Source organism: Nocardia sp. NPDC058666 (assembly GCF_042714895.1).
Taxonomy (GTDB): Bacteria; Actinomycetota; Actinomycetes; order Mycobacteriales; family Mycobacteriaceae; genus Nocardia.
Window position 1 is genome coordinate 98,404 of the sequence record NZ_JBHXRY010000012.1, and the last position, 24,731, is coordinate 123,134.

At 67.5% G+C, this 24,731-nt stretch carries 21 protein-coding genes; 11 read left to right on the plus strand and 10 right to left on the minus strand.

The window, feature by feature from the left end; genetic code table 11:
* Positions 1–38: 38 nt before the first annotated feature.
* From ACFWVD_RS22960 to hrcA, 3 genes are all read right to left on the minus strand, one after another.
* Positions 39–779, minus strand: coding sequence for a 16S rRNA (uracil(1498)-N(3))-methyltransferase (locus tag ACFWVD_RS22960; RefSeq protein WP_379245954.1), 741 nt, complete (start codon positions 777–779; stop codon positions 39–41).
* Between the two features lie 4 nt (positions 780–783).
* Complete coding sequence (dnaJ, locus tag ACFWVD_RS22965; RefSeq protein ID WP_379245956.1) at positions 784–1,941, minus strand: molecular chaperone DnaJ; 1,158 nt, start codon at positions 1,939–1,941, stop codon at positions 784–786.
* Between the two features lie 130 nt (positions 1,942–2,071).
* Positions 2,072–3,106 (minus strand): heat-inducible transcriptional repressor HrcA, encoded by a 1,035-nt coding sequence (hrcA, locus tag ACFWVD_RS22970; RefSeq protein ID WP_379245958.1) that lies wholly within the window; start codon positions 3,104–3,106, stop codon positions 2,072–2,074.
* Between the two features lie 419 nt (positions 3,107–3,525).
* Between hrcA and ACFWVD_RS22975 the strand changes: the two genes are divergently transcribed.
* Positions 3,526–3,837, plus strand: a complete 312-nt coding sequence (locus tag ACFWVD_RS22975; protein ID WP_379245960.1) for a hypothetical protein — start codon at positions 3,526–3,528, stop codon at positions 3,835–3,837.
* 71 nt (positions 3,838–3,908) lie between these two features.
* Positions 3,909–5,273 (plus strand): hypothetical protein, encoded by a 1,365-nt coding sequence (locus tag ACFWVD_RS22980; RefSeq protein WP_379245962.1) that lies wholly within the window; start codon positions 3,909–3,911, stop codon positions 5,271–5,273.
* Positions 5,274–5,339: 66 nt separating this feature from the next.
* Here the strand turns inward: ACFWVD_RS22980 and ACFWVD_RS22985 are convergent, their stop codons facing one another.
* Positions 5,340–5,582: a hypothetical protein gene (locus ACFWVD_RS22985; protein WP_379245964.1), complete on the minus strand. Its 243-nt coding sequence runs from the start codon at positions 5,580–5,582 to the stop codon at positions 5,340–5,342.
* Between the two features lie 250 nt (positions 5,583–5,832).
* Positions 5,833–7,053: a radical SAM family heme chaperone HemW gene (hemW, locus tag ACFWVD_RS22990; RefSeq protein WP_379245966.1), complete on the minus strand. Its 1,221-nt coding sequence runs from the start codon at positions 7,051–7,053 to the stop codon at positions 5,833–5,835.
* Positions 7,054–7,474: 421 nt separating this feature from the next.
* Between hemW and ACFWVD_RS22995 the strand changes: the two genes are divergently transcribed.
* The 6 genes from ACFWVD_RS22995 to ACFWVD_RS23020 all read left to right on the plus strand — a co-directional run bounded on the left by ACFWVD_RS22995 (position 7,475) and on the right by ACFWVD_RS23020 (position 14,230).
* On the plus strand, positions 7,475–9,253 hold the full coding sequence (locus ACFWVD_RS22995) for a nitrite/sulfite reductase (protein ID WP_379245968.1): 1,779 nt from the start codon (positions 7,475–7,477) through the stop codon (positions 9,251–9,253).
* A gap of 20 nt (positions 9,254–9,273) precedes the next feature.
* The gene (locus ACFWVD_RS23000) at positions 9,274–10,026 is read left to right on the plus strand and encodes a phosphoadenylyl-sulfate reductase (protein ID WP_379245970.1); all 753 of its coding nucleotides are present in this window, start codon (positions 9,274–9,276) and stop codon (positions 10,024–10,026) included.
* Positions 10,023–10,976 carry a sulfate adenylyltransferase subunit CysD gene (gene cysD / locus ACFWVD_RS23005; protein ID WP_379245972.1) on the plus strand — a complete coding sequence of 318 codons (954 nt, stop codon included), beginning with the start codon at positions 10,023–10,025 and terminating at the stop codon, positions 10,974–10,976. The genes ACFWVD_RS23000 and cysD overlap by 4 nt, the downstream gene beginning before the upstream one ends.
* Positions 10,976–12,271 (plus strand): sulfate adenylyltransferase subunit 1, encoded by a 1,296-nt coding sequence (locus tag ACFWVD_RS23010; protein ID WP_379245974.1) that lies wholly within the window; start codon positions 10,976–10,978, stop codon positions 12,269–12,271. Before cysD ends, ACFWVD_RS23010 begins: the two co-directional genes overlap by 1 nt.
* Positions 12,271–13,227, plus strand: coding sequence for a sirohydrochlorin chelatase (locus ACFWVD_RS23015; protein WP_379245976.1), 957 nt, complete (start codon positions 12,271–12,273; stop codon positions 13,225–13,227). Before ACFWVD_RS23010 ends, ACFWVD_RS23015 begins: the two co-directional genes overlap by 1 nt.
* A gap of 130 nt (positions 13,228–13,357) precedes the next feature.
* On the plus strand, positions 13,358–14,230 hold the full coding sequence (locus ACFWVD_RS23020) for a hypothetical protein (protein WP_379245977.1): 873 nt from the start codon (positions 13,358–13,360) through the stop codon (positions 14,228–14,230).
* On the opposite strand, the gene ACFWVD_RS23025 is transcribed toward ACFWVD_RS23020, so the two are convergent.
* Positions 14,227–14,838 (minus strand): TetR/AcrR family transcriptional regulator, encoded by a 612-nt coding sequence (locus ACFWVD_RS23025; RefSeq protein ID WP_379245979.1) that lies wholly within the window; start codon positions 14,836–14,838, stop codon positions 14,227–14,229. The genes ACFWVD_RS23020 and ACFWVD_RS23025 overlap by 4 nt on opposite strands.
* Before the next feature lie 103 nt (positions 14,839–14,941).
* Between ACFWVD_RS23025 and ACFWVD_RS23030 the strand changes: the two genes are divergently transcribed.
* Positions 14,942–16,357: an MFS transporter gene (locus ACFWVD_RS23030; RefSeq protein ID WP_379245980.1), complete on the plus strand. Its 1,416-nt coding sequence runs from the start codon at positions 14,942–14,944 to the stop codon at positions 16,355–16,357.
* Between the two features lie 15 nt (positions 16,358–16,372).
* The gene (locus ACFWVD_RS23035; protein ID WP_379245982.1) at positions 16,373–17,071 is read left to right on the plus strand and encodes an SGNH/GDSL hydrolase family protein; all 699 of its coding nucleotides are present in this window, start codon (positions 16,373–16,375) and stop codon (positions 17,069–17,071) included.
* A gap of 246 nt (positions 17,072–17,317) precedes the next feature.
* On the opposite strand, the gene ACFWVD_RS23040 is transcribed toward ACFWVD_RS23035, so the two are convergent.
* Together ACFWVD_RS23040 and ACFWVD_RS23045 are read right to left on the minus strand one after the other, a co-directional pair.
* Positions 17,318–18,115 carry an HAD family hydrolase gene (locus ACFWVD_RS23040; RefSeq protein ID WP_379245984.1) on the minus strand — a complete coding sequence of 266 codons (798 nt, stop codon included), beginning with the start codon at positions 18,113–18,115 and terminating at the stop codon, positions 17,318–17,320.
* Between the two features lie 275 nt (positions 18,116–18,390).
* Entirely contained in the window at positions 18,391–20,598 is a 2,208-nt protein-coding gene (locus ACFWVD_RS23045; protein WP_379245986.1) for an Hsp70 family protein, read from the minus strand.
* A 527-nt stretch (positions 20,599–21,125) separates the two neighbouring features.
* On the opposite strand from ACFWVD_RS23045, the gene ACFWVD_RS23050 reads away from it, so the two are divergent.
* Entirely contained in the window at positions 21,126–21,887 is a 762-nt protein-coding gene (locus ACFWVD_RS23050; protein WP_379245988.1) for a glucose 1-dehydrogenase, read from the plus strand.
* Between the two features lie 74 nt (positions 21,888–21,961).
* Here the strand turns inward: ACFWVD_RS23050 and ACFWVD_RS23055 are convergent, their stop codons facing one another.
* On the minus strand, positions 21,962–23,551 hold the full coding sequence (locus tag ACFWVD_RS23055) for an FAD-dependent oxidoreductase (protein ID WP_379245989.1): 1,590 nt from the start codon (positions 23,549–23,551) through the stop codon (positions 21,962–21,964).
* 12 nt (positions 23,552–23,563) lie between these two features.
* Positions 23,564–24,568 carry a diiron oxygenase gene (locus ACFWVD_RS23060; protein WP_379246090.1) on the minus strand — a complete coding sequence of 335 codons (1,005 nt, stop codon included), beginning with the start codon at positions 24,566–24,568 and terminating at the stop codon, positions 23,564–23,566.
* Positions 24,569–24,731: the final 163 nt, after the last annotated feature.

A 24,731-nucleotide genomic window follows, 5' to 3' on the forward strand; every position in this document is an offset into this window, starting at 1 on the left:
TATGCCACTGCGGATACCCGATCCTGGGCGGTCCACTCCTACCAGCGGGAAGTGAGCGCGCCCAGCGCACCCAGGGCCACGGCGGCGGCGGTCGAGGTGCGTAGGACGGTCGGGCCCAGCAGCACGATGTCGGCGCCGGCCTCTTCCAGCGCGGCCAGTTCGGCGTTGTCGAGGCCGCCTTCGGGGCCCACGATCAAGACCACTTCGCCGGCCTGCGACAGGGGAAGTTCGGTGAACTTGCCCGCGCCGGATTCGTGCAGGGCCGCCACGATCGCGCCGTCCGCCTTCGCCTTGCGCACGAGTTCGACCAGGTCGCGGGTGCGGTGCAGACCCGCGATCTCGGGAATGTAGGCACGCCGGGACTGCCGGGCCGCGGACTTGGCCGCGGCACGCCACTTGTCGATCCCCTTGGCGGCCTTGGCTTCCCAGTTCGCCACGCACCGCGCGGCCTGCCACGGAACGATGAGGTCCGCGCCCGCCTCGGTCATCAATTCGATGGCCAGTTCGGAGCGATCCGACTTCGGCAGCGCCTGCACCACGGTCACCTGCGGGGTGGGTGGCTGCGCGATCCGGCGGTTGCGGACCTCGAGTTCGAGGCGATCCTTGCCTGCCGCGACGACTTCGGAGTCGGCCAGCACACCGTGCCCGTCGGACAACGTGATCGGCTCGCCGACTTTGATCCGGCGCACGGTCGCGGCATGGCGACCTTCCGGACCGTCCAGCACCGCGATGGCGCCCGGCTCGGGCACCTCGTCGAGGTAGAAGACCGTCGCGGCCACGGGGTCAGCGCCCGCTGAACGACGCGCGCAGCCGGGCGAACAGGCCGCTGTTGTGCTCGGACTGGGTCGACATCACCTCGGCGCGATCCTTGTCACGCATGCCCTTGAATTTGCGCAGCAGATCGGTCTGCCTGCCGTCGAGCTTGTTCGGCACGACGATGTCCAGGTGCGCGAGCAGGTCGCCACGCGCGCCCGAACGCAGGCGCGGCATGCCGTGCGCACGCAACTGGATGACCTCGCCGGGCTGGGTGCCCGCGGAGATGGTGAGTTCGGTGGGGCCGTCGAGAATCGTGTCCACGACCACGGTGGTGCCGAGAATCGCGTCGACCATCGGCACGCGGACGGTGCAGTGCAGGTCGTCGCCGTCGCGCACGAAGGTGTCGTGGGGCTGCTCGACGACCTCGACGTACAGGTCACCGGCATGGCCGCCGCCGGGGCCGACCTCGCCCTGTGCGGCAAGGCGAACCCGCATGCCACTGGCGACACCGGCCGGGATGGGCGCGGCGATCTCGCGACGAGCACGCACGCGGCCGTCGCCACCGCACTTGTTGCAGGGGTCGGGAATGGTCTCGCCCGCGCCGCGGCAGGTGGGGCAGGGACGCGAGGTCAGGACCTGGCCGAGGAACGAGCGCTGCACCGACTGCACCTCACCGGCACCGTCACAGGTCTCGCAACGCACCGGCTTGGACTTGCCGTTGGTGCCCGCGCCCACGCACACGTCACACAGGATCGCGGTGTCCACGGTCAGGTGCTTGGTGACACCGACCGCGCATTCGGCCAGGCTCAGCCGGGTGCGGATCAGCGAATCGGCGCCGGGCTGCACGCGGCCGCGCGGCTTGCGCTGGCCACCGCCGCCCTGGCCGCTCATCCCGCCGAAGAACGCCTCGAAGACATCGCCGAGACCGCCGAAGCCCGCCCCGTTGAATCCTGCTCCGCCGCCGCCGTTTTCGAGCGGGTCACCACCGAGGTCGACGATGCGACGCTTCTCGGGGTCGGTCAGCACCTCGTACGCGGTGGAGACCTCCTTGAAGCGGGCCTGCGCACCCTCGTCCGGGTTCACATCGGGGTGCAGTTCGCGGGCCAACTTGCGGTAGGCGCGCTTGAGCTCCTGGTCGGTGGCGTTCTTGCCGACGCCGAGCAGTCCGTAGTAATCCCGTGCCACGTGAGTTCTCTAGTCCTTGGTCGGTGTGGTCCGGCCGAGCGCCGGGCGCATCCTTTAGTCGAATCCACTCAACTTTACCGGCCGAAGTATCGACCTTAACAGCCCGGTGACCCTCGTTCCCGAGCTGGCTTCACCTTTCGGCGAGCACCTCGCCGATGTAGCGGGCCACGGTCGCCACCGACGCCATCGTGCCCGGATAATCCATGCGTGTGGGGCCGAGCACACCCATGCCGCCCAGTACCGCGCCTGCCGCGCCGTAACCGGTGGAGACCACCGAGGCGCCGCGGATCTGCTCGACCTGGGTCTCCTCGCCGATCTGCACCATCACCTGGCCGGGCTGCTGCGCGGCGGCGAGCAGTTTGAGCACGATGACCTGCTCTTCGAGGGCTTCCAGCACGCTGCGCAGGGAGCCGGGGAAACCGAAGTCGGCGACATTGCGGGTGAGGTTGGCCGTGCCGCCCAGCACCAGGCGTTCTTCCGGGTGTTCGACCAGCGTCTCCACCAGGACCGTGGACACCCGGATCAGCACATCGCGGATCTTGGCCGGTGCGCGTTCGGGCACACCCGCCACGGCCGCGCTGGCCACCGACAGCAGTTTGCCGTCCATGGCACCGCCGAGCAGGCCGCGCACCGCGACGAGGTCCTCGTCGGAGATCACGGCGCCCAGGTCGACGATGCGCTGGTCGACGCGGCCGGTGTCGGTGATCACCACCAGCAGCAGTTTGGCCGGGTTGAGCGCGACGACCTCGATGTGGCGCACGATCGAGGCCGACACGGTCGGGTACTGCACGACGGCGACCTGGCGGGTGAGCTGGGCCAGCAGGCGCACGCCACGACGCAGCACGTCGTCGAGGTCGACCCCGGATTCGAGGAATTCCATGATCGCGCGGCGCTCGGCACCCGACAGCGGTTTCACCTCCGCGATCCGGTCGACGAACTCGCGATAACCCTTGTCGGTGGGAATGCGGCCCGAACTCGTGTGCGGCTGGGTGATGTAGCCCTCGGCCTCGAGCACGGCCATGTCGTTGCGGATGGTGGCGCTGGAAACCCCGAGATTGTGTCGCTCGACCAGCGACTTGGAGCCGATCGGTTCCTTGGTGGCGACGTAATCCGCGACGATCGCCCGTAGAACCTCGAAACGTCGATCTTCGGTACTCGACGCCATCGACCCCACCTTCCTCGCTCGTGCCCGGTACTTCGTGTGCGACCGTGCCGTGTTCGGCACAGGTTCGCACGTGGACGCTGTCAGCGTCTGGTTCCCAGTCTAATTGCCTCGGGCGAGATCGCCGGATCACGCGGTCGGTCGGCATCCAACCGTCACGTGGCGGATTTCCGGCCATAGGGGCGGTGTTCTGCCGTCTGCGGGGGGTGTTCGTCGGCGAAAAGTTATCCACAGGCCCGAGTTATCCACAGATGGGATTTCGGGGGTTGTCGAGGTCGGGTGGTGGGCGTAGGTTCGGAATCGAATCAGGGGGTTTACCAGCACTTTTCACAACACGAGGGGGAACTGTGGGGTATTCGGGGGCAGTCGCGGTACGACCGGCGGAGTTCGTGGGAATCGAGAACGCGTGCGCCGAACTGCTGTTGGCGATCGCGCGGATTCGGTTGCTCGCCGCCGAGATCGGCGATCAGGTGCGGTGGGGGCTGGGTGAAGGGAACGCGCGGCTGATATCCGCTGCTGCTTTAGTGGCGCGATTGCGTTGTGTAGCTGGGGCGACGGACAACAGCATCACCGCGGCGCTGGACGCGCATGCGCGGATTGTCGAGGATCTTCGGCTGGCACTGCTCGATGTTTGTGATCGGATGGTGATTGCCGACCGTGATTGGGCGGATCGCCTGCATTCGGTGGAACTGATTGCGGGACAATCCGATCCACCAGTTCCGGAGTCGAGGTGACAGGCCGCGAGCCGCCCGGCTCTACTGGCGGCGAGCAGAGGAATTCCGAAGTTTCCCGTGGTGCCACACAATTGGGCGTTCCCGGCGGCGGGGAGAACACGCATTCTTGGCGGCATCACGAGATCGTCGCGGCATTCCAGTCACTCGACGTGACCGATGCGGTGGCGCAGGCGGATAAGTTCGACCAGATCGCGCGCGACTGGGAGGCTGCGGTCCGCACTTTTCAGCACGCGGTGGGTGGATTGCTGCCGCAGGTCTGGGAAGGTGTGGCCGCTGCGGCAGCGGGGTCCGCGATCGACGCCTATGTCAGGCAGGCTCGCGAACTGACTGTGGCACTGGAGGAATTGCCGGGGATCGTTCGGGCGGCGGCGGAGGCGATCGTGGCGACGAAGTATGCGATCGGGTCGCCGAGCACCCAGGTCTCCGCCGGGATGGGATCGGAGTGGCCGGCGAACGGGGCGGTGCGCGAGGCCGATTCCACGTTGTCGGCCGCGGAGGAAGACGCGCGGGCGGCGATGCGGCAGCGGTACGTGGTGCCGTTCGGTGAACTGATCGGACGTATTCCGTTGCTGCCCACGCCACTTCGAACGGTCGATGGTGGGAGCGAGGTCGGTGATCGGCAGTTGTTGATCGACATCGTGGGGCAATCGCGCGGCGGGCGGGGCGCGCAGTCACGGGGCGGGATCGAGGTGCCTGTCGACGATTCGGGAGCAACGAAAGTCGCCGGTCGCGTTACCGGAGTTCCGACCGAAAGTTCCGACGAAGTCAGCGACAGATCGGATGGGATCCGAACCAGTTCGGATGGGGCCGGAAACAGTTCGGGCGGGGCCGCAGACTGGTCGGCGGGACCGGATCACGGGGCCGCGCAGTCGAGCGGCACGGTGGCACCGATGTCGACAGCCACCACTGTGACTACCTATCCGGGCGGCACGGCCGCGTCGCCGATACCTGGCGGAACCGGATTCCACACCGCACCTACCTCGACATTTGCTGCGACCATCGATCCCGCAACCGTCACGGCGGGGCGCGGTCCATCGCCCAGTTCGGCGGGTGCGAGATCGGACCACGGCGTCGGCATGAGCGCGGCACGTGATCGAACGTCGGGCGGTCGGAATCACCCCGCGCCGGGCAGACGGGACGGGCCCAGAGCCGGGCACAGCATTGCTGGTTCGGTCAGCCCGGTGATCGGCGCCGGTCCGCCAGTGGGACACGCCTCGACCCGGTCGGTCGATCGGTTCTTCCACTGCGCCGGCGCACCGGTGACGCAGTCGTCACCCAGCATCGAGACCGAGCGTGGATTGCCGCAGTACCTGATCACGCAGGCGAATACCGAGGAATTGCTGGGCGTCGCGCTACCGGCGGTGGCCGGTGGGGTGATCGGTGGTGGTGCTGACCTGCTACCCGGCGAGCAGTGCTCGCCGGTGACTCGGGGCTGACGGCGATGTCAGCGCGCCGAGACAGGCGTCGGCAGTGGCCACCCTGGCTGGGCGGCCGATGCCGAGTCAGACTCGGGCAGCTGCACCGCAGCGAGCGGCCGAGTCGGGAGCGCCTACATTCTTGCCCGCGAGGGCGTCGAGGCCGAGCATCGCCAGCAGCGATGTGCAGTCTTCGGCGTCGTTGGAATGCGAAGCGACCGTCCGTGCGGCGACTGCGCACTGACGAGCGTTCTCCGCCTTCTCAGCAGAGCGCGCTTCCGCGAATTCGCTCTGCTCGTGGACGAGGGTGATGTGCCGTTCGGTGGACATATAACTCCCTAGGATCGAGTCGAAGCTTACGCCCCTAATCGTTATCTTCCACGGCGAACCCTCCGAACATAGCCTTAAAGGACCCCAATGTAGCGACCCTTCCACAGGGTGTGCATTGGCTTACCACCCCACGATGACCGGGCATTCTTTGTTGCCGATCCCAAGGCGCGGAAATCTCGAAATTCAGATCACGATGACATCACCGCCGCGCGATTCGCCGGGCCCCGGAACCGCGCGCGATCGCGATCGATCAGGTGAGGAGGTCGCGGACTATGCCGTCGGCGAGCAGGCGGCCACGGTCGGTCAGCACGAGGTTGCCGTCGGTGATGTGGGCGAGGCCGTCGGCGAGGACGCGGTCGAGGGCGGGGGTTGCCGAGGGGGCTAGATCGGCCAGCGGCAGGCCGGTGCGCAGGCGCACGGTGAGCATGAGGTGTTCGGTGTAGCGCTCGTCGTCGGTGAGCGCTTCCCAGCCTGCGGCGGGTAGGCCACCGAGGGCGACGCGGTCGGCGTAGCGGGCGGGGTGTTTGACGTTCCACCAGCGCACGCCGCCGACGTGGCTGTGGGCACCGGGGCCCGCGCCGAGCCAGTCGCCGCCGTCCCAGTAGCCGAGGTTGTGGCGGCACCGGGCGGAGTCGTTCGCGGCCCAGTTGGAGACCTCGTACCAGGACAGGCCGGCCTCGGCCAGACGGGAGTCGATGCGCTCGTAGCGAGTGGCGAGCACGTCGTCGTCGGGAGCGGGCAGCTCACCGCGACGGACCTTGCGCGCCAACGCAGTTCCATCTTCGACGATCAGAGAGTAGGCGGACACATGATCGACACCGGCGGCCAACACGGCGTCCAGACTCGCGTCCAGATCGGCATCGGTTTCGCCCGGCGTGCCATAGATCAGATCCAGGTTCACGTGCTCGAATCCCGCAGCCTTCGCCTCCTTCGCGGCGGCGACCGCGCGGCCCGGTGTATGCGTGCGATCGAGCACCTTCAGCACGTGCTGCGCCGCGGACTGCATCCCCAGCGACACCCGGTTGTAGCCGGCATCGCGGATCCGCTCGAAGAACTGCGGCGAGGTCGATTCCGGGTTCGATTCGGTGGTCACTTCGGCATCGGGAGCCAGCGTGAAATTCGCGCGCACGGCATCGAGCACCGAGGCCAACCCGTCGCCGCCGAGCAACGACGGAGTCCCGCCGCCGACGAAGATCGTGGATACCCGCGGAGTCGCGCTGGGCAGTGCGCCGAACTCCTGCGCCGCGGTCGCGAGTTCACCGCGCAACGCCTCGAGCCACGATTGCGGCGACGCCGACGTCCCCAACTCCCCTGCCGTGTAGGTGTTGAAATCGCAGTATCCGCAGCGGGTGGCACAGAACGGCACGTGCACGTACACCCCGAACGCGCCGCCGCCGAAATCGCGCAGCACCGGGCGATCGGCGTCGGCCGGTGTCACGCCGGGAGCCCCGGAAGCAGCGCTGGTAGTCACCCCTGCAGTCTGCCGGGCCCGGCACCACCGCCCCGACGCGCCCCACGTCGAGACCACGCGGCGGCCCCGCGCGGTCCGAAGCCGATTATGACCCCCGTCACAGAATGGGACGACCGTCCAGGGGATTTCCCGCAAAAGTGGGGGAAATATCTCCTTGCGGTCGGAACGACCCGGCTGACGTGGCACAATAGGCACATGCACGCAACTGGAGTACGACTCGTGGCCCGTCGCCACGTCGACTTCCAGCGTGTCTGTAGCGCCTGTTGTCGGCCCGGTTTCCACCGGTAGCGCAGCGGCGTCCACGCCCGGGTAACCCCCCGGTGCCTTCGACTTTCATCGGCCCCGCTGACTCCCCTGTCGCGAGCCAGCCCCTCGCGCCTTCAGCACGGATGTCCCACCACCCCCGCAGGAGCGACCCCACATGACGTCGAGCACCGACGCCGGTTCGACCGAGCAGTCGACGGCCAGCGCGCAGCGTTCAGCACCCACGCGCCCCGTCCGGCCGACCAGCGATGCCCCGGTCGCCCCGCGCGCCCGCACCGGCAAGCCGGTTCGCCGCCGGTCCGAAGGCCAGTGGGCCCTCGGCTACCGCGAGCCGCTGAACCCCAACGAGCAGTCCAAGAAGGACGACAACCCGCTCAACGTGCGTTCGCGCATCGAGAACATCTACGCCAAGGGCGGCTTCGACTCGATCGACAAGGCCGACCTGCGTGGCCGTTTCCGCTGGTGGGGTCTGTACACCCAGCGTGAAGAGGGCTACGACGGCACCTTCACCGATGACGACAACATCGACCTGCTCGAAGCCGAGTACTTCATGATGCGGGTGCGTTGCGATGCGGGCGCCCTGTCGGTCGCGCAGCTGCGCACCATCGGTGAGATCTCCACCGAGTTCGGCCGCGACACCGCCGACCTGTCCGATCGCGAGAACGTCCAGTACCACTGGATCGAGGTCGAGAACGTCCCGGAGATCTGGCGTCGGCTCGAGTCGGTCGGTCTACACACCACCGAGGCGTGCGGCGACTGCCCGCGCGTGGTGTTGGGTTCGCCGCTGGCCGGTGAGTCCCTGGACGAGATCATCGACCCCACCTGGGCGATCGACGAGATCGTCAAGCGCTACATCGGGAAGAAGGAGTACTCCAACCTTCCCCGCAAGTTCAAGACCGCGATCTCGGGCCAGCAGGACGTGGTGCACGAGATCAACGACATCGCGTTCGTGGGCGTGAACCATCCCGAACACGGGCCCGGCCTTGACCTGTGGGTCGGTGGCGGTCTGTCCACCAACCCGATGCTGGCCCAGCGCGTGGGTGCGTTCGTGCCGCTCGACGAGGTCCCCGATGTGTGGGAAGCGGTCGTGTCGCTGTACCGCGATTACGGGTACCGCCGCCTGCGTACCAAGGCTCGGCTGAAGTTCCTGATCAAGGACTGGGGCATCGAGAAGTTCCGCGAGGTGCTCGAGACCGAGTACCTGAAGCGCAAGCTCATCGACGGTCCCGCGCCCGAGCAGCCCGCCAAGCCCATCGATCACGTCGGTGTGCAGAAGCTGCGCAACGGTTTGAACTCCGTGGGCTTCTCCCCCATCGCAGGTCGCGTCTCGGGCACCATCTTGAGCCAGGTCGCCGACGCCGCCGCCAAGTACGGCTCGGACCGCATCCGCTTCACGCCGTACCAGAAGCTGATCGTCCTCGACATCGCCGACGACCAGGTCGACGCGCTGATCGACGAGCTCGAGCCGCTGGGCTTGCAGGCGCGCCCGTCGATCTGGCGGCGAAACCTCCTGGCATGCAGCGGGATCGAGTTCTGCAAGCTGTCGTTCGTCGAGACCCGCAAGCGTTCACAGGTGCTGGCTCCCGAACTCGAGCAGCGACTGGCCGACATCAACGCCGAACTCGACGTGCCGATCACCATCAACATCAACGGCTGCCCGAACTCCTGCGGCCGGTCCCAGATCGCCGACATCGGCTTCAAGGGCCAGCTCGTGGACGACGGCACCGGGAATCAGGTGGAGGGTTTCCAGGTTCACCTCGGTGGCAGCCTCGGCCTGGACAGTGCCTTCGGCCGAAAGTTGCGCCAGCACAAGGTAACCAGCGTCGAGCTCGGTGACTACATCGAGCGCGTGGTCCGCAACTTCGTCAAGAACCGGGAATCCGGTGAACGTTTCGCGGTGTGGGCTGTTCGCGCCGACGAAGCCGACCTCCGATAGTCGATGAGGAGATCCCCACTGTGACAACCAATCTCACGGCGAAACTGTCCGAAGACGAACTGCGTGCCCTGGCCGAACAGGGTGCGGCCGAACTGGGTCCCGAGGCGTCGGCGGCCGACCTGATCGCCTGGACCGACAAGGTCTTCGGGCCCACTCGGTCCGGCGACCCGCAGGATGCGAGCGGCGGTTACATCGTCGCGTCGAACATGCAGGACGGCGTGCTCGTGCACCTCGCGGCCCAGGCCCGGCCCGGCGTGGACGTGCTGTTCCTCGACACCGGCTACCACTTCGCCGAGACCATCGGCACCCGGGACGCGGTCGAGGCCGTGTACGGCGTGAACGTGATCAACGTGGGGCCCGAGGCCAGTGTCGCCGAGCAGGACGCGCTGCTGGGCAAGGACCTGTTCGCCCGCGACGCCGCCGAGTGCTGCCGCCTGCGCAAGGTCGTGCCGTTGAAGCGCTCGCTGGCCGGTTACAACGCGTGGATCACCGGCATCCGCCGCGTCGAGGCGCCCACCCGCGCCAACGCGCCGCTGATCTCGTTCGACGAAGCCTTCGGCCTGGTGAAGATCAACCCGATCGCGCCGTGGTCCGACGACCAGATGCAGGCCTACATCGAGGCCAACGGCATCCTCGTCAATCCCCTGGTGGAGGAGGGCTACCCGTCCATCGGGTGCGCTCCCTGCACGCGCAAGCCCGAACCGGGATCCGACCCGCGGTCCGGCCGCTGGGCCGGTCTGGCCAAGACCGAGTGCGGATTGCACCAATCATGACTATTACCGGGAGTGAGCCTGTGAGTACCGACACCACCGAACGCGACCTCGGCCTGACCGAGTTCGACACCCTCGCGGCGCTGGAATCCGAGGCGATCCACATCTTCCGTGAGGTCGCGGGCGAATTCGAGCGCCCCGTGATCCTGTTCTCCGGCGGCAAGGACTCCACCGTCCTGCTGCACCTGGCGCTCAAGGCCTTCTGGCCCGCGCCGCTGCCGTTCACGCTGCTGCACGTGGACACGGGCCACAACCTCGACGAGGTGCTCGAGTTCCGCGACAAGATCGTGGAGCGCTACGGCCTGCGCCTGCACGTGGCCTCGGTCGAGGAGTACCTGGCCGACGGCCGCCTGACCGAGCGTCCCGACGGCATCCGCAACCCGTTGCAGACCGTGCCGCTGCTGGACGCCATCACCGAGCACCGCTTCGACGCGGTCTTCGGCGGCGGCCGTCGCGACGAGGAGCGTTCGCGCGCCAAGGAGCGAATCTTCTCGCTGCGCAACGCCTTCGGTCAGTGGGACCCGAAGCGTCAGCGCCCCGAGCTGTGGAACCTGTACAACGGCAAGCACGCGCCCGGTGAGCACGTGCGCGTGTTCCCGCTGAGCAACTGGACCGAGCTCGACATCTGGCGCTACATCGCCCGCGAGGACATCGACCTGGCGTCGATCTACTACGCGCACGAGCGCCCGGTGTACTCGCGCGACGGCATGTGGATGACGCCCGGTGTGTGGGGTGGCCCGAACGAGAACGAGGTCCTCGAGACCCGTTCGGTGCGCTACCGCACCGTCGGCGACGGTTCCACCACCGGCGCCATCATCTCCGACGCCGCCGACAACCAGGCCATCCTGGCCGAGGTCGCGGCCTCACGACTGACCGAACGCGGTGCTACTCGTGGCGACGACCGCGTCTCCGAGGCCGCCATGGAAGACCGCAAGCGAGAGGGTTATTTCTGATGTCCGACCTATTGAGGCTGGCCACCGCCGGTTCTGTCGACGACGGCAAGTCCACCCTGGTCGGACGGCTGCTCTACGACACCAAGTCCGTGCTTGCCGATCAGATCGACGCTGTCACTCGCGCCTCGGTCGACCGTGGGTTGTCCACGCCGGACCTCTCACTGCTCGTCGACGGCCTGCGCGCCGAGCGTGAGCAGGGCATCACCATCGACGTGGCGTACCGCTACTTCGCTACGCCCAAGCGGTCTTTCGTGCTCGCCGATACGCCGGGGCACGTGCAGTACACGCGCAACACGGTGTCGGGTGCGTCCACCGCGCAGCTGGTGATCCTGCTGACCGACGCGCGCAAGGGTGTCATCGAGCAGACTCGCCGTCACGCGGCGGTGCTCGCGCTGCTCGGTGTGCCTCGCCTGGTGCTCGCGGTGAACAAGATCGACCTGGTCGACAACCCGGCCGAGGTGTTCGCCGAGATCTCCGCCGAATTCAACGAGCTCACCTCGAAGCTGGGCTGGTCGTCCGACGACGTCATCGAGATTCCGGTCTCGGCGCTGCACGGCGACAACATCGCCAGCCGTTCCGAGAACACCCCGTACTACACCGGGCCGTCGCTGATCGAACACCTGGAATCCGTTCCGACCGACGCGGATTCGACCGGAACCCACGCGCTGGGTCTGCGTTTCCCCGTGCAGTACGTGATCCGTCCGCGTACCGCCGAATACCCCGATTACCGGGGTTACGCGGGTCAGATCGCGGCCGGTTCGGTGTCGCCCGGTGACGAGATCGTGGTGCTGCCCTCGGGCAAGAAGACCACCGTCGAGCGCATCGACACCCCCGACGGCGAGCTGGCTGTCGCGCAGGTCGGGCGCAGCGTGACGCTGATCCTGGCCGACGAGGTCGACATCTCGCGAGGCGACATCATCGCCTCGGTGCACGACGCGCCGGAGTCGATCGACACCTTCGACGCGACGGTCTGCTGGCTGGGCGACAAGGGCCTGCGTCCCGGCGCTCGCCTGCTGCTCAAGCACGGCGCCAAGACCACGCAGGCGATCGTCGGCGCGCTGGTGGAGCGGTTCGACGAGCAGACGCTCACGGCGGTTCCGAGCCCGGAATCGTTGGAGCTCAACGACATCGGTCGTGTCTCGCTGCGGCTGGCCGAGCCGATCCCGGCCGACGACTACCGCACCAACCGGCACACCGGCTCGTTCCTGCTCATCGACCCCGCCGGTGGCAACACCCTCGCCGCCGGCCTGGTCGGCGACGTGCTGACCTCGGTCGAAGTCGGCGCGACGGTCTGATGTATCGCCTGCCCGCCCCGCCACGTGGTGCCGTCTCGGTGCCGCGCGGTGGTGGCGGGCCCGCGCTGATCGCGGTCGCCCACGGCAGCCGTGATCCACGGTCGGCCGCGACCATGGCAGCCGTGGTCGCCGAAGTGGCCGCCGCCCGGCCCGATATCGCGGTCCGGCTGGCCTTTCTGGATCTGAGCGCACCCTCGGTGCACGAGGTTGTCGATGACATTGCCGCGCAAGGACATACCGATGTCATCGTGGTTCCCCTGTTGCTGGGCAACGCTTTTCACGCCCGCGTCGACCTGCCTGCCCTGCTCGCCGATGCCACCCGGCACCATCCACAATTGCGGCTGACCCAGGCCGCGGTTCTCGGGCCCGATCCCCTGCTCATCTCGGCGCTGGCCGACCGAGTCGCGGCGGCACACCGCCGAGCTCCACTGATCGCCAGGGCGTCGAACGCTCAGGGTTCATCGGCCACGCACCTGCTGGACCCGGCTTGCGACCGACTCGACCTGGTGATCGGTCCGAAGGCCGCCTACTCCCCGACCGCAGTTCGATCCGGTCTCGCACCGTTGAGCGTGGTGGCACCGGCGAGTGGATTGTCGGGCGATCCCGTGGTGGGAATCGCTGTCGCTGCCGTCGGTTCTCGTGATGCCGCGGCCAATCGACGGACCGCGGTGGTGGCGCGGCGGCTGGCCTCGGCGACCGGCTGCCCCACCGAACTCTGCTTCGCCACAGTCGAACCCGGCATCTCGCAGGCCGTGGAGCGATTGGTGGCGCGCGGAGCCGAACGGATCGTTGTCGCGCCGTGGTTCCTGGCGCCGGGGCTGCTCACCGACCGGTTGGTCGCCGCGGCTCCCGAGGTCGTCCATGCCGATGTCATCGGGGCGCATTCCGCTTTGGTAGACGTGATCTGGGCTCGGTACGACAGTTGCGTCGCCGCAGATCTCGAACTCTCCGCCTGATTCCGCGAGTCTCGACTACACACCAGCCTCACATCTTGTGATCCAGCTCACCGACCCAGCCCTCTTTACTGGATACCCCCCAGGGGTATATGTTCGTATCAACGCACAGCGAACTGAGAGAGGCGAAACAATGACCACCAACGCCCACGCCGGCCATGCCCACCACATCGCGACCGACGCCGCGCACACCGGCAACAACCACGCTGCGCACGGAATCGATGCCGACAACCACTCGGCCGGCCATGCGGGCCACTCGTCCGGACACGGCGGGCACCACGCGAGTTCCCCTGGCGGACTGCAGATTTCGCAGGACGGGTACACCCTCGACCTCGAGACGACGATCGCGCAGCCGGGTGGGATCGACTTCCGTTTCCGGATTCTCGGGCCCGACGGAACCGCCGTCACCGAGTTCGATGCGATTCACGATCGGGAGCTGCATTTGATCGTGGCGCGGCGGGAGCTCACCGGGTTCTGGCATGTGCATCCGCGGCGAGAAGCGGACGGCACGTGGGTGATTCGCCTCGATCTACCCGAGGCGGGGGCCTACCGGGTGTTCACCGACATCGCCCCGCGAGCACTGGGCCGCACGATCACGCTCGGTGCGGACCTGGCGATCGCGGGACACTATGCGCCACAACCCGTTCCAGCGGTAGCTCGCGTCACCGAAGTGGACGGCTATGAGGTAACCGTGGATGGCGAATTGCGCGCCGAGGGCGATCTGTTGACGCTCACCGTAAGCAAGAACGGCACCCCGGTCACCGATTTGCAGCCCTACCTGGCAGCCTTCGGCCACCTGGTGATCCTGCGCACAGGCGACCTCGCCTACATCCACGTCCACCCCAATGGCGAACCCGGCGACGGAGTCACCCCTTCGGGCCCCGAAATCACTTTCCACACAGCAGTTCCCGGCCCCGGCACCTACCGACTGTTCCTGGACTTCCAGCACCACGACGTCGTCCGCACGGCCGCGTTCACTCTCACCACAGCCGACGGCGTCGGCTAGTCCTGCGCCAACAAACGGTTCGCGATCGTGCGTGCCGCCTCGACGCGAGCCGAATCTCCCGTCTGACGGGCGATATTGGCGGCGCTCACGATCGCATCCAGTTCGAACACGAGCAGGTCAGCGTCAGCATCGGCGAGTTCGTTCTGCGCCTGCGCCTTGACGACCTCGGCGGTCAGGAAGCTCAACCATTGGTCGTGGTCGGCGACGACAGCGTCGCGGACGGCGCCGGGCTTGCTGCTGAATTCGGTGAGGGTGGCTACCCGGAAGCAGCCGCCGGGGAACGGGGGGTTATCGATGTGGGCGAACCAGCGGTCGATCAGGTCGCGGACTCGGCCCGCACCGCGCGGGGTGCGCAGGCTCGGGGCGATGACTCGTTCGACGAAGATGTCGCGGGCAGTCTGGACCGCGGCCAACTGCAGTGCTTCCTTGGTGCCGAACAGGGTGGCGATGCCGCTTTTGCTGATGCCGAGGTCGGTGGCGAGGCGGCCGATGCTGAGGCCGTCGAGACCTTCGACGGAGGCGAGTTCGGCGGCGCGCCGGGCGATGGTGGCGCGGGCGCGGGCACCCTTGGCCAGCCGTTGGTCGCTCGTTTCGGTCAGCTGGGTCATACGAATCATTGTTCCACTCCGGGGTTGCGAAGGCGAACGATCGGTCGTACTTTAATTTACGAACGATCGTACGCTCTTATTTCTCCTCCTCGAAGGACTCCGCATGACCGACGTGTCAGCTCGGCCCGAAGAACCACTGGGCACCAAGGTGCCCGACACCAGTGCCGCGGGCCGCACCCTCGCGGTGGCCGCGGGCGCGGCATTCATCGCTTTCCTCGATCTATCCGTGGTCAATATCGCGTTCCCGACCATCGCGACGAGCTACCCCGGCACCGACACCGCGACGCTGACCTGGATCGTCAGCGGTTACGCGATCGCGTTCGCGGCCCTGCTCACCCCGGCCGGACGCCTCGCTGACGCATTGGGTCGTCGCCGCCTGTTCGCGCTGGCCCTGGCCGGATTCGCCATCACCTCGCTGCTGTGTGGGCTGGCACCCGGCGCGGACTGGCTCATCGCGGGTCGCGTTCTTCAAGGCGTCGCGGCGGCGTTCATGGTTCCCGCGGCGCTGGGACTCGTCCTCGAGGCCACCCCGCGGGAGAAGATCGGGGCCGCGATCGGCGCCTGGTCGGCCGCGGGTGGGTTCGCGGCGGTGGTCGGGCCCGCGCTGGGTGGTGCGCTGGTCGAAGCGTTCGGCTGGCGCGCGGTGTTCCTGATCAATGTGCCGATCGCGGTGGCGCTGATCGTGCCGGGGCTGCGGTTGCCCGGTGGCGACAAGGCTGCGCGCGATGCGCTGCTGCCTGACCCGCTGGGCACCCTGGCCATCGCGGTCGGGCTCGGCGCGCTGGTCGCCGCGGTCACCGAAGGCCAGTCGTGGGGGTGGAGCGCGCCCGGCACGCTGGTCGCGTTGCTGGGTGGCGGCGCTTTGACCATGTTCGCGCTGGTTCGTTCGCGGACGCATGTCAGCCCCGCGATCGCTGTATCACTGTGGCGGAACAGGCAATTCGCGCTGGCCAACGCGGGCTCGTTCCTGTTCGGTGCCTCGATGTTCGCGTGGTTGCTGGCCGGGCCGCTGTTCCTGAACGCGATCTGGCACTACTCGGTACTCGAGTCGGCGGCGGCGCTGACCGTGGGCGCGGTGGCGTCGATGGTCACAGCGGTTGTCGCGGGACGAATCACCACGCCCAGCGGCCAGCGGTGGGTGGGCGTGCTCGGAGCGCTGATGGCGACGGTCTCGCTGGCCTGGATGAGCACCGACGCCTTCGGACACGCACCCGCGCTGTGGTCGGCATGGGTCCCGGCGGGTCTGCTCGGTGGTGGTGGCGTCGGGATCGTGGTCACCGTGCTCGGGACCGCGGCGGCGAGTTCTGTTCCCCCACAACAGTTCGCGGCCGGCGTCGGCATGAATCTCACCGCTCGCCAGGTAGGCGGGGCACTCGGTATCGCCATGCTGGCGGCGATCTTCGCTGCCTCCCACGATGCGCTGCGTGGCTTTCACGTGCTGTTCGCGGTATGCGCGGTGATCAACTTCGCCGTGGCCTTGCTGCTGGCGCTGCCTGCCCGAACCACTTCGACCAACTGACGTAGGGAGAGCGACATGTCCACCAGCACTTCACTGTCCGCGAACGACTTCACCGCCGAGGCCAACGATCCCTTGGTACTGCCACCGGATCAACGAACAGCACTGCTCGCCGGAGCCCCGTGGCAGCGCTTCGCGGTGCTGGGTGATTCGATCGCCGCGGGCATCGGCGACCCGAGCCCGGGGTATGCCCCGACCGGCTGGGCGCAGCGAGTTGCGGCCGACCTCACCGTCGCGAATCCCGCACTGGCCTACCGCAATACCGGCCGAATCGGGGCTACCAGCGGTCAGGTCATCGAGCAGCAGCTGAACGAAATACTGGAATTCGCACCGGATCTCGTGCATGTCAGTTGCGGCGGGAACGATCTGTTCACCGCGGGCGGCGATGTCGATCAGGTGCACGAGAACCTGTCGACGATCCTCACCGCCCTGTCCGCCACCGGAGCGCAGCTGTCGATCTTCACGATGTGCGACGTGTGGGACTCCGAACGCATGGCGCCGATGCGACCCATGCGCGAACGGATGGCCGCGCTCAACGAGGTGCTGCGGTCGGTGGCCACCGAGTTCGATGCCGTGCTCACCGAACTCTGGGATCATCCGCTGCGGTTGCGGCCGGAGGTGATGAGCGCCGACCTCATCCACTTCGCGACGAACGGGCAGGCGGTACTGGCCAGTGCGGTGGTCGGGTCGCTGGCCGCGCGCATCGACCGCACGTAGTGGGTGCGGGCGGTCGAAGGGGGATCGCCCGGACTTACCTGTCGTCGCCGAGGGGTCACTAGGTGACGGGTGCCCGTCCCGGCAATGGCGGCGCGGTGGGAGGTCAGCCGATGACCGTCGCGGCAATGGCGGCGCGGTGGGAGGTCAGCCGATGACCGTCGCGGCAATGGCGGCGCGACGGTCATTCGCTTGGCGGAACACTCGGGCCACGGCCGACCCGCACCGCGTGGTGATGGCGAGCTGGAGTCAGGCGAACCAGCGTTCGAGGACGGTGGCTACGCCGTCCTCGCTGACATTGCCGGTGACCTCGTCGGCCAGGGCTAGTACTTCGTCGGGTGAGCCCGACATGGCTACCGAATGGGCTGCCCAGCGCAGCATTTCGCGGTCGTTGAAGCCGTCGCCGATGGCCAGGGTCGCCTCGGGTTCGATGCCCAGGTGCAGGCGAAGTTGTTCCAGGGCCCAGCCTTTGGAGACGCCGCGGCGGGAGACGGTGAGCCAGGGGCCGTACTCGCCGTGCACCCAGGAGGCGTCGGGAACCTCGAAGGTTTCGAGCAGGCGCAGCATTTCCTCGGGGGTGCCCGCGGGCCACCAACCGTTCAGGCGTGGGGTCGGTTGACTGCTCAGGGTCCGGTGGTCGACCAGGCGGAAGTCGCCGATCGAGAACTCACCGGGGCTGTGCCCGGTTGCCCAGGTGCCGATGCCGACCCGTTCCGCGGCGAAGATCATCTCCGGGAACAGGGTGCGCAGCGCGTGCACCGCCGGGGCCGGATCGAACGACTGCACCGCGACCGGCTCGCCGCGTGCCACGTCGATGTGCACGGCACCGTTGGAGCACAACGCATGTCCGTGCGACAGACCCAGTTCGCGCAACACCGGGCGGGTGGTGAGCAGGGTGCGCCCGGTCGTGACGACCACATGCGCCCCCGCCGACACCGCCGCCCGCACCACCGCGCCCACCCGCGCACTGATCCCGACCCCCGTCGACAGCAGGGTCCCATCCACATCCAGCGCGATCAGTTTCGGCGCGCCCCCAACTGAAGCCACCGACCCATTGTGCCCGCCCGCACCGACACCCACGCCGATTTCCCACCAGCACTACCCGGGCTACGCCTGCGCTCTGCCGACCAGCCCTGCCGGTGAAGCCCCGCAGCCTCGACCCGTTGCCGCACGAGCGGCGAGATTCCGTCCCCGCATCGGCAGCGCGGTGTGCAGCGAGAGCCACCACTACTCCCACTGCTCCGGCTCCCTCTCACACCAGAGGCCGCGCGGGGATGCATTCAGCCGGAAGCCCACTCCCGTCGCCAGCCAGGTAGGCGAGGTCAGCGGCGAGAGCCGCCACCGCCACCACCGTCGCCACCACCGCCGCCTGCGGAGCCGCCCGACGATGCACCGCCGGTCGAACCGCCCGATGATGCGCCGCCGGTCGAACCGCCGCTGTCCGCGCCGCCGGACGACGTGCCGCCTGATGTCCCGCCGGAGGAATCGCCACCCGAGGATGCTCCCCCACCCGAAGAGGCTCCCCCGCCTGAGGAATCGCCACCGCTCGACGCACCACCGGTGGAGGCACCGCCGTCGGAACCGCCACTCGATGTACCGCCCGACGCACCACCACCGGACGCACCAGCGTCGCTGCCGCCGCCGGATGCACCACCACCGGAAGCACCGCCGTCGCTGCCACCGGACGACGCACCACCACCATCGCTACCGCCGCTCGACGCGCCGCCGCCGGAGGTATCGCCACCTGTGGAACCACCGGAAGTGTCGGTGCCACCGGTAGATCCGCCCGCAGTGCCACCACCCGCAGTGCCACCATCAACGGTGCCACCGGTCGGCGTCCCGCCCGAGGTGGTGCCGTCTGTTCCGCCGGTCGACGTACCCGGAGCGGAAGGTGCTGTCCCCGTGTCACTTCCGCCGGTACTCGGAGCCGACGCTCCATCAGCGGGTGCCGTTCCAGGCGCCGGCGCTGTGCCGGGCGCGGGTGCGGTTCCTGGCGCAGGCGCTGTACCCGGCGCAGGTGCGGTACCGGGCGCGGGAACCCCAGCACCGGGCACGGTCGGCACACCCGGCATTTCCGGCAACGGCCCCGGAGCCGAGATCGGCCCACCCTGCGGCAGTTCCGGCGCACCAGGATTGGTCGGGGTGTTCTGCGGCTGCGTCGCCTGCTGCCCGAAGAACGGCAGCGGGTTGATGAAGCGAGCCGGGTCGCCATAGGTGCTGCGAGCCAGCACCAGCGACTTGCAGTCGTTGCGAACATCCTGATGCCCCGGGCCACCACGGTCGGCACGATCGGCACCCGTGGAGCCGGGACGACCCTTCACGCCGGCCGTTGTCGCCGGCGCGATGAACTTCTCGTACGCACTGCGCGCCGCGATCGCGCCTGCCACCCGGATCCGACCTGTCAGCGGGTCGACATCGCTGACCAGACCGGCGGTTTGGGCCGCCAGCAGGTCGGCGCTCATGTCGTACAGCAGCGCGTCGACGGGCGCACCCAGTGCCGGGAAGCGGTCAAGGACAGGCATCAGGCCGGGATCGAACGGACTGCCGAACACCGTCATCGCCGACATGGCCAGCGCGGAAACCACTGCGGCACTGGAGAACACCGCGACGTGCGGGACAGCGCTACCACTGGGCTGCTCGGGGGCGAAGGTGCGAGCGGCCAAACCGGCTGCGCCCGCGGCGATCACCTGACCGGGATCGGCGACGGTCACCAGCGGTACGCCGAGCTCGGCCAGGGTGCGAGCGACTTCGGGTGGGCGTGAGGCCCCGCCGACGACCAGGATGCGCGACAGATCCGCCAACCGCAGGCCCGCCGCGGACATGGCCTTGCTGACCAGCGGGAAGGTGTCGCGGATGTGTTCGGCACGCAGCGCGTCGATGTTCACCATGGAGGTGAGAGTGTGCGTCGCCCGACCCTGACCCGGTTCGCCCGCGTATCGGGCGACCATCTCCCCCAGCGGCTTGCCACCGAAATCAGTGGACCGCATAGGGGTTCCGACCATCGGGTGGTGCGGCCAGTCCGGCCCGACGCGCAGGACCGTGAGGTCGAGGCTGGTGGCGCCGAGGTCGTAGACGAGCACGAAGCCCGGTTCCAGCGGCCCGCGGTCGATCTCCAACCATTCCGCGGCGGCGACCGGTTCGGGGGCGAGCAGTACCTGTCCGGCGCCCGCGAGATGCAGCGCCTGTCCTAACAGCGCCACCTGTTTATCGGAGTACACCGCCGGATAGGTCAGCACGATGCCGGCCGGTGGTTCGGCCAGTTCGATCAGGCCGGTGACCACCGCGGCGATCAGGTTGGTGGCCGAGTAGAACCGTCCACCGATCACCATCGGCTCCGGTTCGCGGGTGAGGTCCGCGAAATCGGTGATCGCCGAGGCGAACTCGTTGATGGCGCCGATGCGGGGTTTGCCCGCGTCGTCGAATGTCAGTGCGGTGCGCCGTGCGCGCACCGTCGGTTTGGCCGGATCTTCGGCGACTACCGCCGAAATCGCATTGACCGCACCGATACTCAAGCCAAGACCTCTGGTCATGTTTTTGCTATCCCGTCAACGCACCGTGACCACGTCCAGCACGCGAGCGCACTCATGTGGCCGCGGTCGTCTTCCAAACAGCTCGCCTAGATTAACTGCCGTGTCCGCGAATTGCTGCCGGATTGATACGAAACCGGCAATCATGAGGCGTCATGGGATGATTCACGCAGGTGGAGTGGTTGAAGCTTAAATATCCAGCCCCCTGAACGCCTCGGTGCCTACGTGCAGACTCCGAGAGGCAGCTACCTGCGAGTAATCGGGCTCAGCCCCCATTCAATACATTCCTAGAGTTTGTTATTGGTGCTATTAATTGCACTTACCGACCGGTAACCAATTCATTTACTACCTAAGCGATTTCATCGACGGCGGATTTCGTTCCCCGTATATCGCAGTAGAACCGATTTCCGATGACGCGTCAACGCAGCGACCGATTCCCGCCAGCACCGCCTCGCGCCCGGCGGTTGACTGAAACCGCGGACAGACATCGACCGCGAACGCGAAACATCAAGGGAAAGAAGGCACTACGCATGTCCACTCGATTCGCCGACCAGGTCGTTCTCATCACCGGAGCGGGCTCCGGCATCGGCAAGGCGGTCGCACTGCGGGTCGCCGCCGAAGGTGCCGCGGTGGTGCTGGGTTCGCGCGGCAAGGATCAGGGCGAACAGGTCGCCGAGCAGATCAGGACGGCAGGCGGGCGGGCGCTGTTCGTGGCCACCGATGTCACCGTCGACGCCGACGTCGAACGGCTGACCCAGGCCGCGCTCACCGAATACGGCCGCCTCGACGCGGCGTTCAACAACGCGGGCGCCGTGCACGCCTTCGGTTCGATCGCCGACATCAGCGACGCCGACTGGCGTGCCGACATGGACCTCAATCTCCACGGGGTGTTCTACGGACTGCGCCACCAGGTCCCGGCGATCCTGGCCTCGGGCGGCGGCTCGATTCTCAACAACGCCTCCAACCTGGGCGTGGTCGGAATGGCTTCGGTGGCACCGTATGTCGCGGCCAAGCACGCGGTGGTCGGGCTCACCCGGTCGGTGGCGTTGGAGACCGCGGCAGCGGGCGTGCGGGTGAACGCGCTGGTCTCCGGCGCGGTCGACACCCCCGCGTTCCGCGCGTCGATGGGCGCGACACCCGAGGGCGAGGCGGCCATCGCGGCACTGCACCCGCTGGGCCGGATCGCGCGACCCGAGGAGATCGCGGCACTGTGCGCGTTCCTGCTCAGCCGCGAGGCCTCGTTCGTCACCGGTGCGGCGATCACGGCAGACGGCGGTTTCACCGCGCAGTGACACGACAGGCACGACAACGAACAAGGCCCGCAACATCACCATTGATGTTGCGGGCCTTGCTATCCGAGAAAACGTCAGCCGCGAGTGAACAGACTCTTGAACGTCCGATCATGCTGCGGAAGCGCCGCCCCACCGGGCACCGCCTGCGGACGACGAGCCCGCACGAGCCGGTCGAATTCCTGCGCGTCGCGCACCGGTGCCCGCAGCACCCCACCGTTGAAATCATCGGCGAGCTGCTGCACGGTTTCCTGCGCGCACGACTTGTTGGTCCCGATGAAGCCGGTCGGACCACGCTTGATCCACCCGGTCACGTACGTACCGGGGAAGACCTCGCCGCCGGGCGCGGTCAGCACCCGACCGGCCGTGTTCGGGATCACCGCGCGGGCGTCGTCGAACGGCAGTCCCTCGGTCGGCACCCCTCGGTAGCCGACCGAGGTCAGCACGACCCCGGCTTCCAGCAGGGTGGTCTCACCGGTCGGCGTGGCGGACACGCGACCTTCGGCATCGGCGGTCAGTTCGTTGCGCTCCACGCGCACCCCGGTCACCGTGTCGGTGCCGACGATCTCCACCGGCGAGGACAGGTAGCGGAACACGATGCGCTTGCGCTGACCGTACGGGCGATTCGCGACGCTGTGCAGCAGGCGCAGCTTCTGCTCGACCTTGTACGGCAGTTCCGGCGTGACCGGCGGCAGCTCGCCCTCGATCGCGATGTCGATATCGGCGGCCAGCAGGCCGACGAACTCGGGCACCGTGAACGCGGACTCCGCGGGGCCACGACGGCCCAGGATCACGACCTCTTCGATCTTGCTCTCGCGCAAGGCCTTCAGCGCGTGCGGCGCGATGTCGGTATCGGCGAGCAGCGCCGGATCCACGGTCAGGATGCGCGCGACATCGAGAGCGACGTTGCCGTTGCCCACGATGACCACGCGCTTCTGATCCAGATCGAACTGGTCGTCGGCGTGCTCGGGATGGCCGTTGTACCAGGCCACGAAGTCGGTGGCCGACACATTGCCGGGCAGTCCTTCGCCGGGGATGTTCAGCTTGCGATCCGCGGACGCGCCCACGGCGTAGATCACACCGTGGAAGTGCTCGAGCAGCTCGGCATGGCTGATGTGCTTGCCGATCTCCACATCGAGGTAGGTGCCGAAATCGTCCTGCTTGGACATGACGTCGAACAGGTCGGCGACCTTGCGCGTGTGCTTGTGATCGGGGGCCACTCCCAGGCGCGCCAGACCGTAGGCCTGCGGCAGCCGGTCGAACATCGTGACCGCGACACCGGGCTGGGTGAGCAGCTCGTCGGCGGCGTACATCGCCGACGGGCCCGAACCGACGATGGCGACACGCAACGGGGAGCGCTGCGTGTCGATCGCGGGCGGCATCACCGGCGCGGCCAGCGTCGGACGGTCGCGCTGGACCCGGTAGAAATCAGCGTTGATCTCGATGAACGGCTTCTGCTCTTCGGTCAGCTTCTTGGAGGAAGTGATCGCGTCGACAGGGCACGCGGTGGCGCAGGCGCCACAGTCCACGCAGGCGGCCGGATCGACGTACAGCATTTCTGCGGTACGGAAATCCGGCTCGTCCGGCGTCGGATGAATGCAGTTGACCGGGCATGCGTAGACGCACGAGGCGTCACTACAGCATGACTGGGTGACAACGTATGGCATATCTCTATCGTCTCAGGCAGCGTGCTTCGCAGAGCGCTTGGGCTCCGAGCGGTACCGGCTGGACGGACCGTCGATACCGAGCAGCTTCCACACCTTGCGCGCGACCGGGTTCATCAGACCGATCTCCTCGGCCAGCGCGCGCACGTCGACGTAGTAGTCGGCGAAGGTGCGCTTGGCTTCCTTGGAACCGTAGAACAGGTCCTTGCGGACTTCCTTCGGCATGTCGAACTGCTTGAAGAAGGTCTTCGGCGGGGTCGCGATCGCGCGGCCGAGGATGAACATCACGATCGGCATGGCGATCGAGAGCACGGCCTTGTTGAACGCGGGCTGGGCCGGAACGTTCTTCTTCAGGAACTCGTGGGCGAAGGAGATGTGGCGAGCTTCCTCGGCCACGTGGATCGCCATCACGCCGCGCATGATCGGGTGGATGTCGTCACCCGAGCGCAGGATGTCCTTCTGGATGTGGTCGATCGGCTCTTCGCCGGCGAGCACAGCCATGAAGAACAGGTTCGGCATGAGCGCGCCGACCGGGGCGGCCAGGTGGCGCAGTCGACGCACGGCGGGGTTCATGCCGGGCACGTCGGCGACGCGGTTGACCATCTCCTGGAACATCAGGGTGTGGTTGTGCTCTTCGATCATCTCGTGCGAGCAGTACCGGAACTCCGGATCGTTGTTGTCCAGGTTGAAGATGTGCTGCATCATGCCGATGATCAGGATGGCCTCGAACTGCAGGCCGACCTTGGCGACGTTGGCCTGACGGACCTTGCCGATCTCGATCTTCTTGTCCAGCGGCAGCGCCTGGTACCAGGGGTGGCGACCGATGGGGTCGGCCGAGGTGACCAGGACCCAGCGCTCGGGCTTGCAGTTCGGGTCGAAGTCAGGGGCGTCCCAGTCGATGTCCTCGAACGGGTCGAAGTGGCGATCCACCGATGCCTCGGACAGCATCAGCAACTTCTCGGCGTACGCCTGAGCCTGAACGACTACAGGATCGACGTCAGGGGTGGTGGGCGCAGACATCGTCGTCACTGCCTCTCCTCTAGGGACGTTTACTGTTTCCAATGGTTACACCTACGACGAGTCACGTCAACTCCGTGATTTACCGAATTTCGCGTGTCCGGCGCGTCAAAAGCCCAGATGAGAAAGCTACTGGCCAGTAAAAGTGCCTCTACCTGTGACACTG

Excerpts from the sequence above, each read along its gene's own strand:
- hrcA (WP_379245958.1), bottom strand. The coding sequence starts at position 3,106 with ATGGCGTCGAGTACCGAAGATCGACGTTTCGAGGTTCTACGGGCGATC.
- ACFWVD_RS22985 (WP_379245964.1), bottom strand. The coding sequence starts at position 5,582 with ATGTCCACCGAACGGCACATCACCCTCGTCCACGAGCAGAGCGAATTC.
- ACFWVD_RS22995 (WP_379245968.1), top strand. The coding sequence starts at position 7,475 with ATGACGTCGAGCACCGACGCCGGTTCGACCGAGCAGTCGACGGCCAGC.
- cysD (WP_379245972.1), top strand. The coding sequence starts at position 10,023 with ATGACTATTACCGGGAGTGAGCCTGTGAGTACCGACACCACCGAACGC.
- ACFWVD_RS23010 (WP_379245974.1), top strand. The coding sequence starts at position 10,976 with ATGTCCGACCTATTGAGGCTGGCCACCGCCGGTTCTGTCGACGACGGC.
- ACFWVD_RS23015 (WP_379245976.1), top strand. The coding sequence starts at position 12,271 with ATGTATCGCCTGCCCGCCCCGCCACGTGGTGCCGTCTCGGTGCCGCGC.
- ACFWVD_RS23020 (WP_379245977.1), top strand. The coding sequence starts at position 13,358 with ATGACCACCAACGCCCACGCCGGCCATGCCCACCACATCGCGACCGAC.
- ACFWVD_RS23025 (WP_379245979.1), bottom strand. The coding sequence starts at position 14,838 with ATGACCCAGCTGACCGAAACGAGCGACCAACGGCTGGCCAAGGGTGCC.
- ACFWVD_RS23030 (WP_379245980.1), top strand. The coding sequence starts at position 14,942 with ATGACCGACGTGTCAGCTCGGCCCGAAGAACCACTGGGCACCAAGGTG.
- ACFWVD_RS23035 (WP_379245982.1), top strand. The coding sequence starts at position 16,373 with ATGTCCACCAGCACTTCACTGTCCGCGAACGACTTCACCGCCGAGGCC.
- ACFWVD_RS23045 (WP_379245986.1), bottom strand. The coding sequence starts at position 20,598 with ATGACCAGAGGTCTTGGCTTGAGTATCGGTGCGGTCAATGCGATTTCG.
- ACFWVD_RS23050 (WP_379245988.1), top strand. The coding sequence starts at position 21,126 with ATGTCCACTCGATTCGCCGACCAGGTCGTTCTCATCACCGGAGCGGGC.
- ACFWVD_RS23055 (WP_379245989.1), bottom strand. The coding sequence starts at position 23,551 with ATGCCATACGTTGTCACCCAGTCATGCTGTAGTGACGCCTCGTGCGTC.
- ACFWVD_RS23060 (WP_379246090.1), bottom strand. The coding sequence starts at position 24,568 with ATGTCTGCGCCCACCACCCCTGACGTCGATCCTGTAGTCGTTCAGGCT.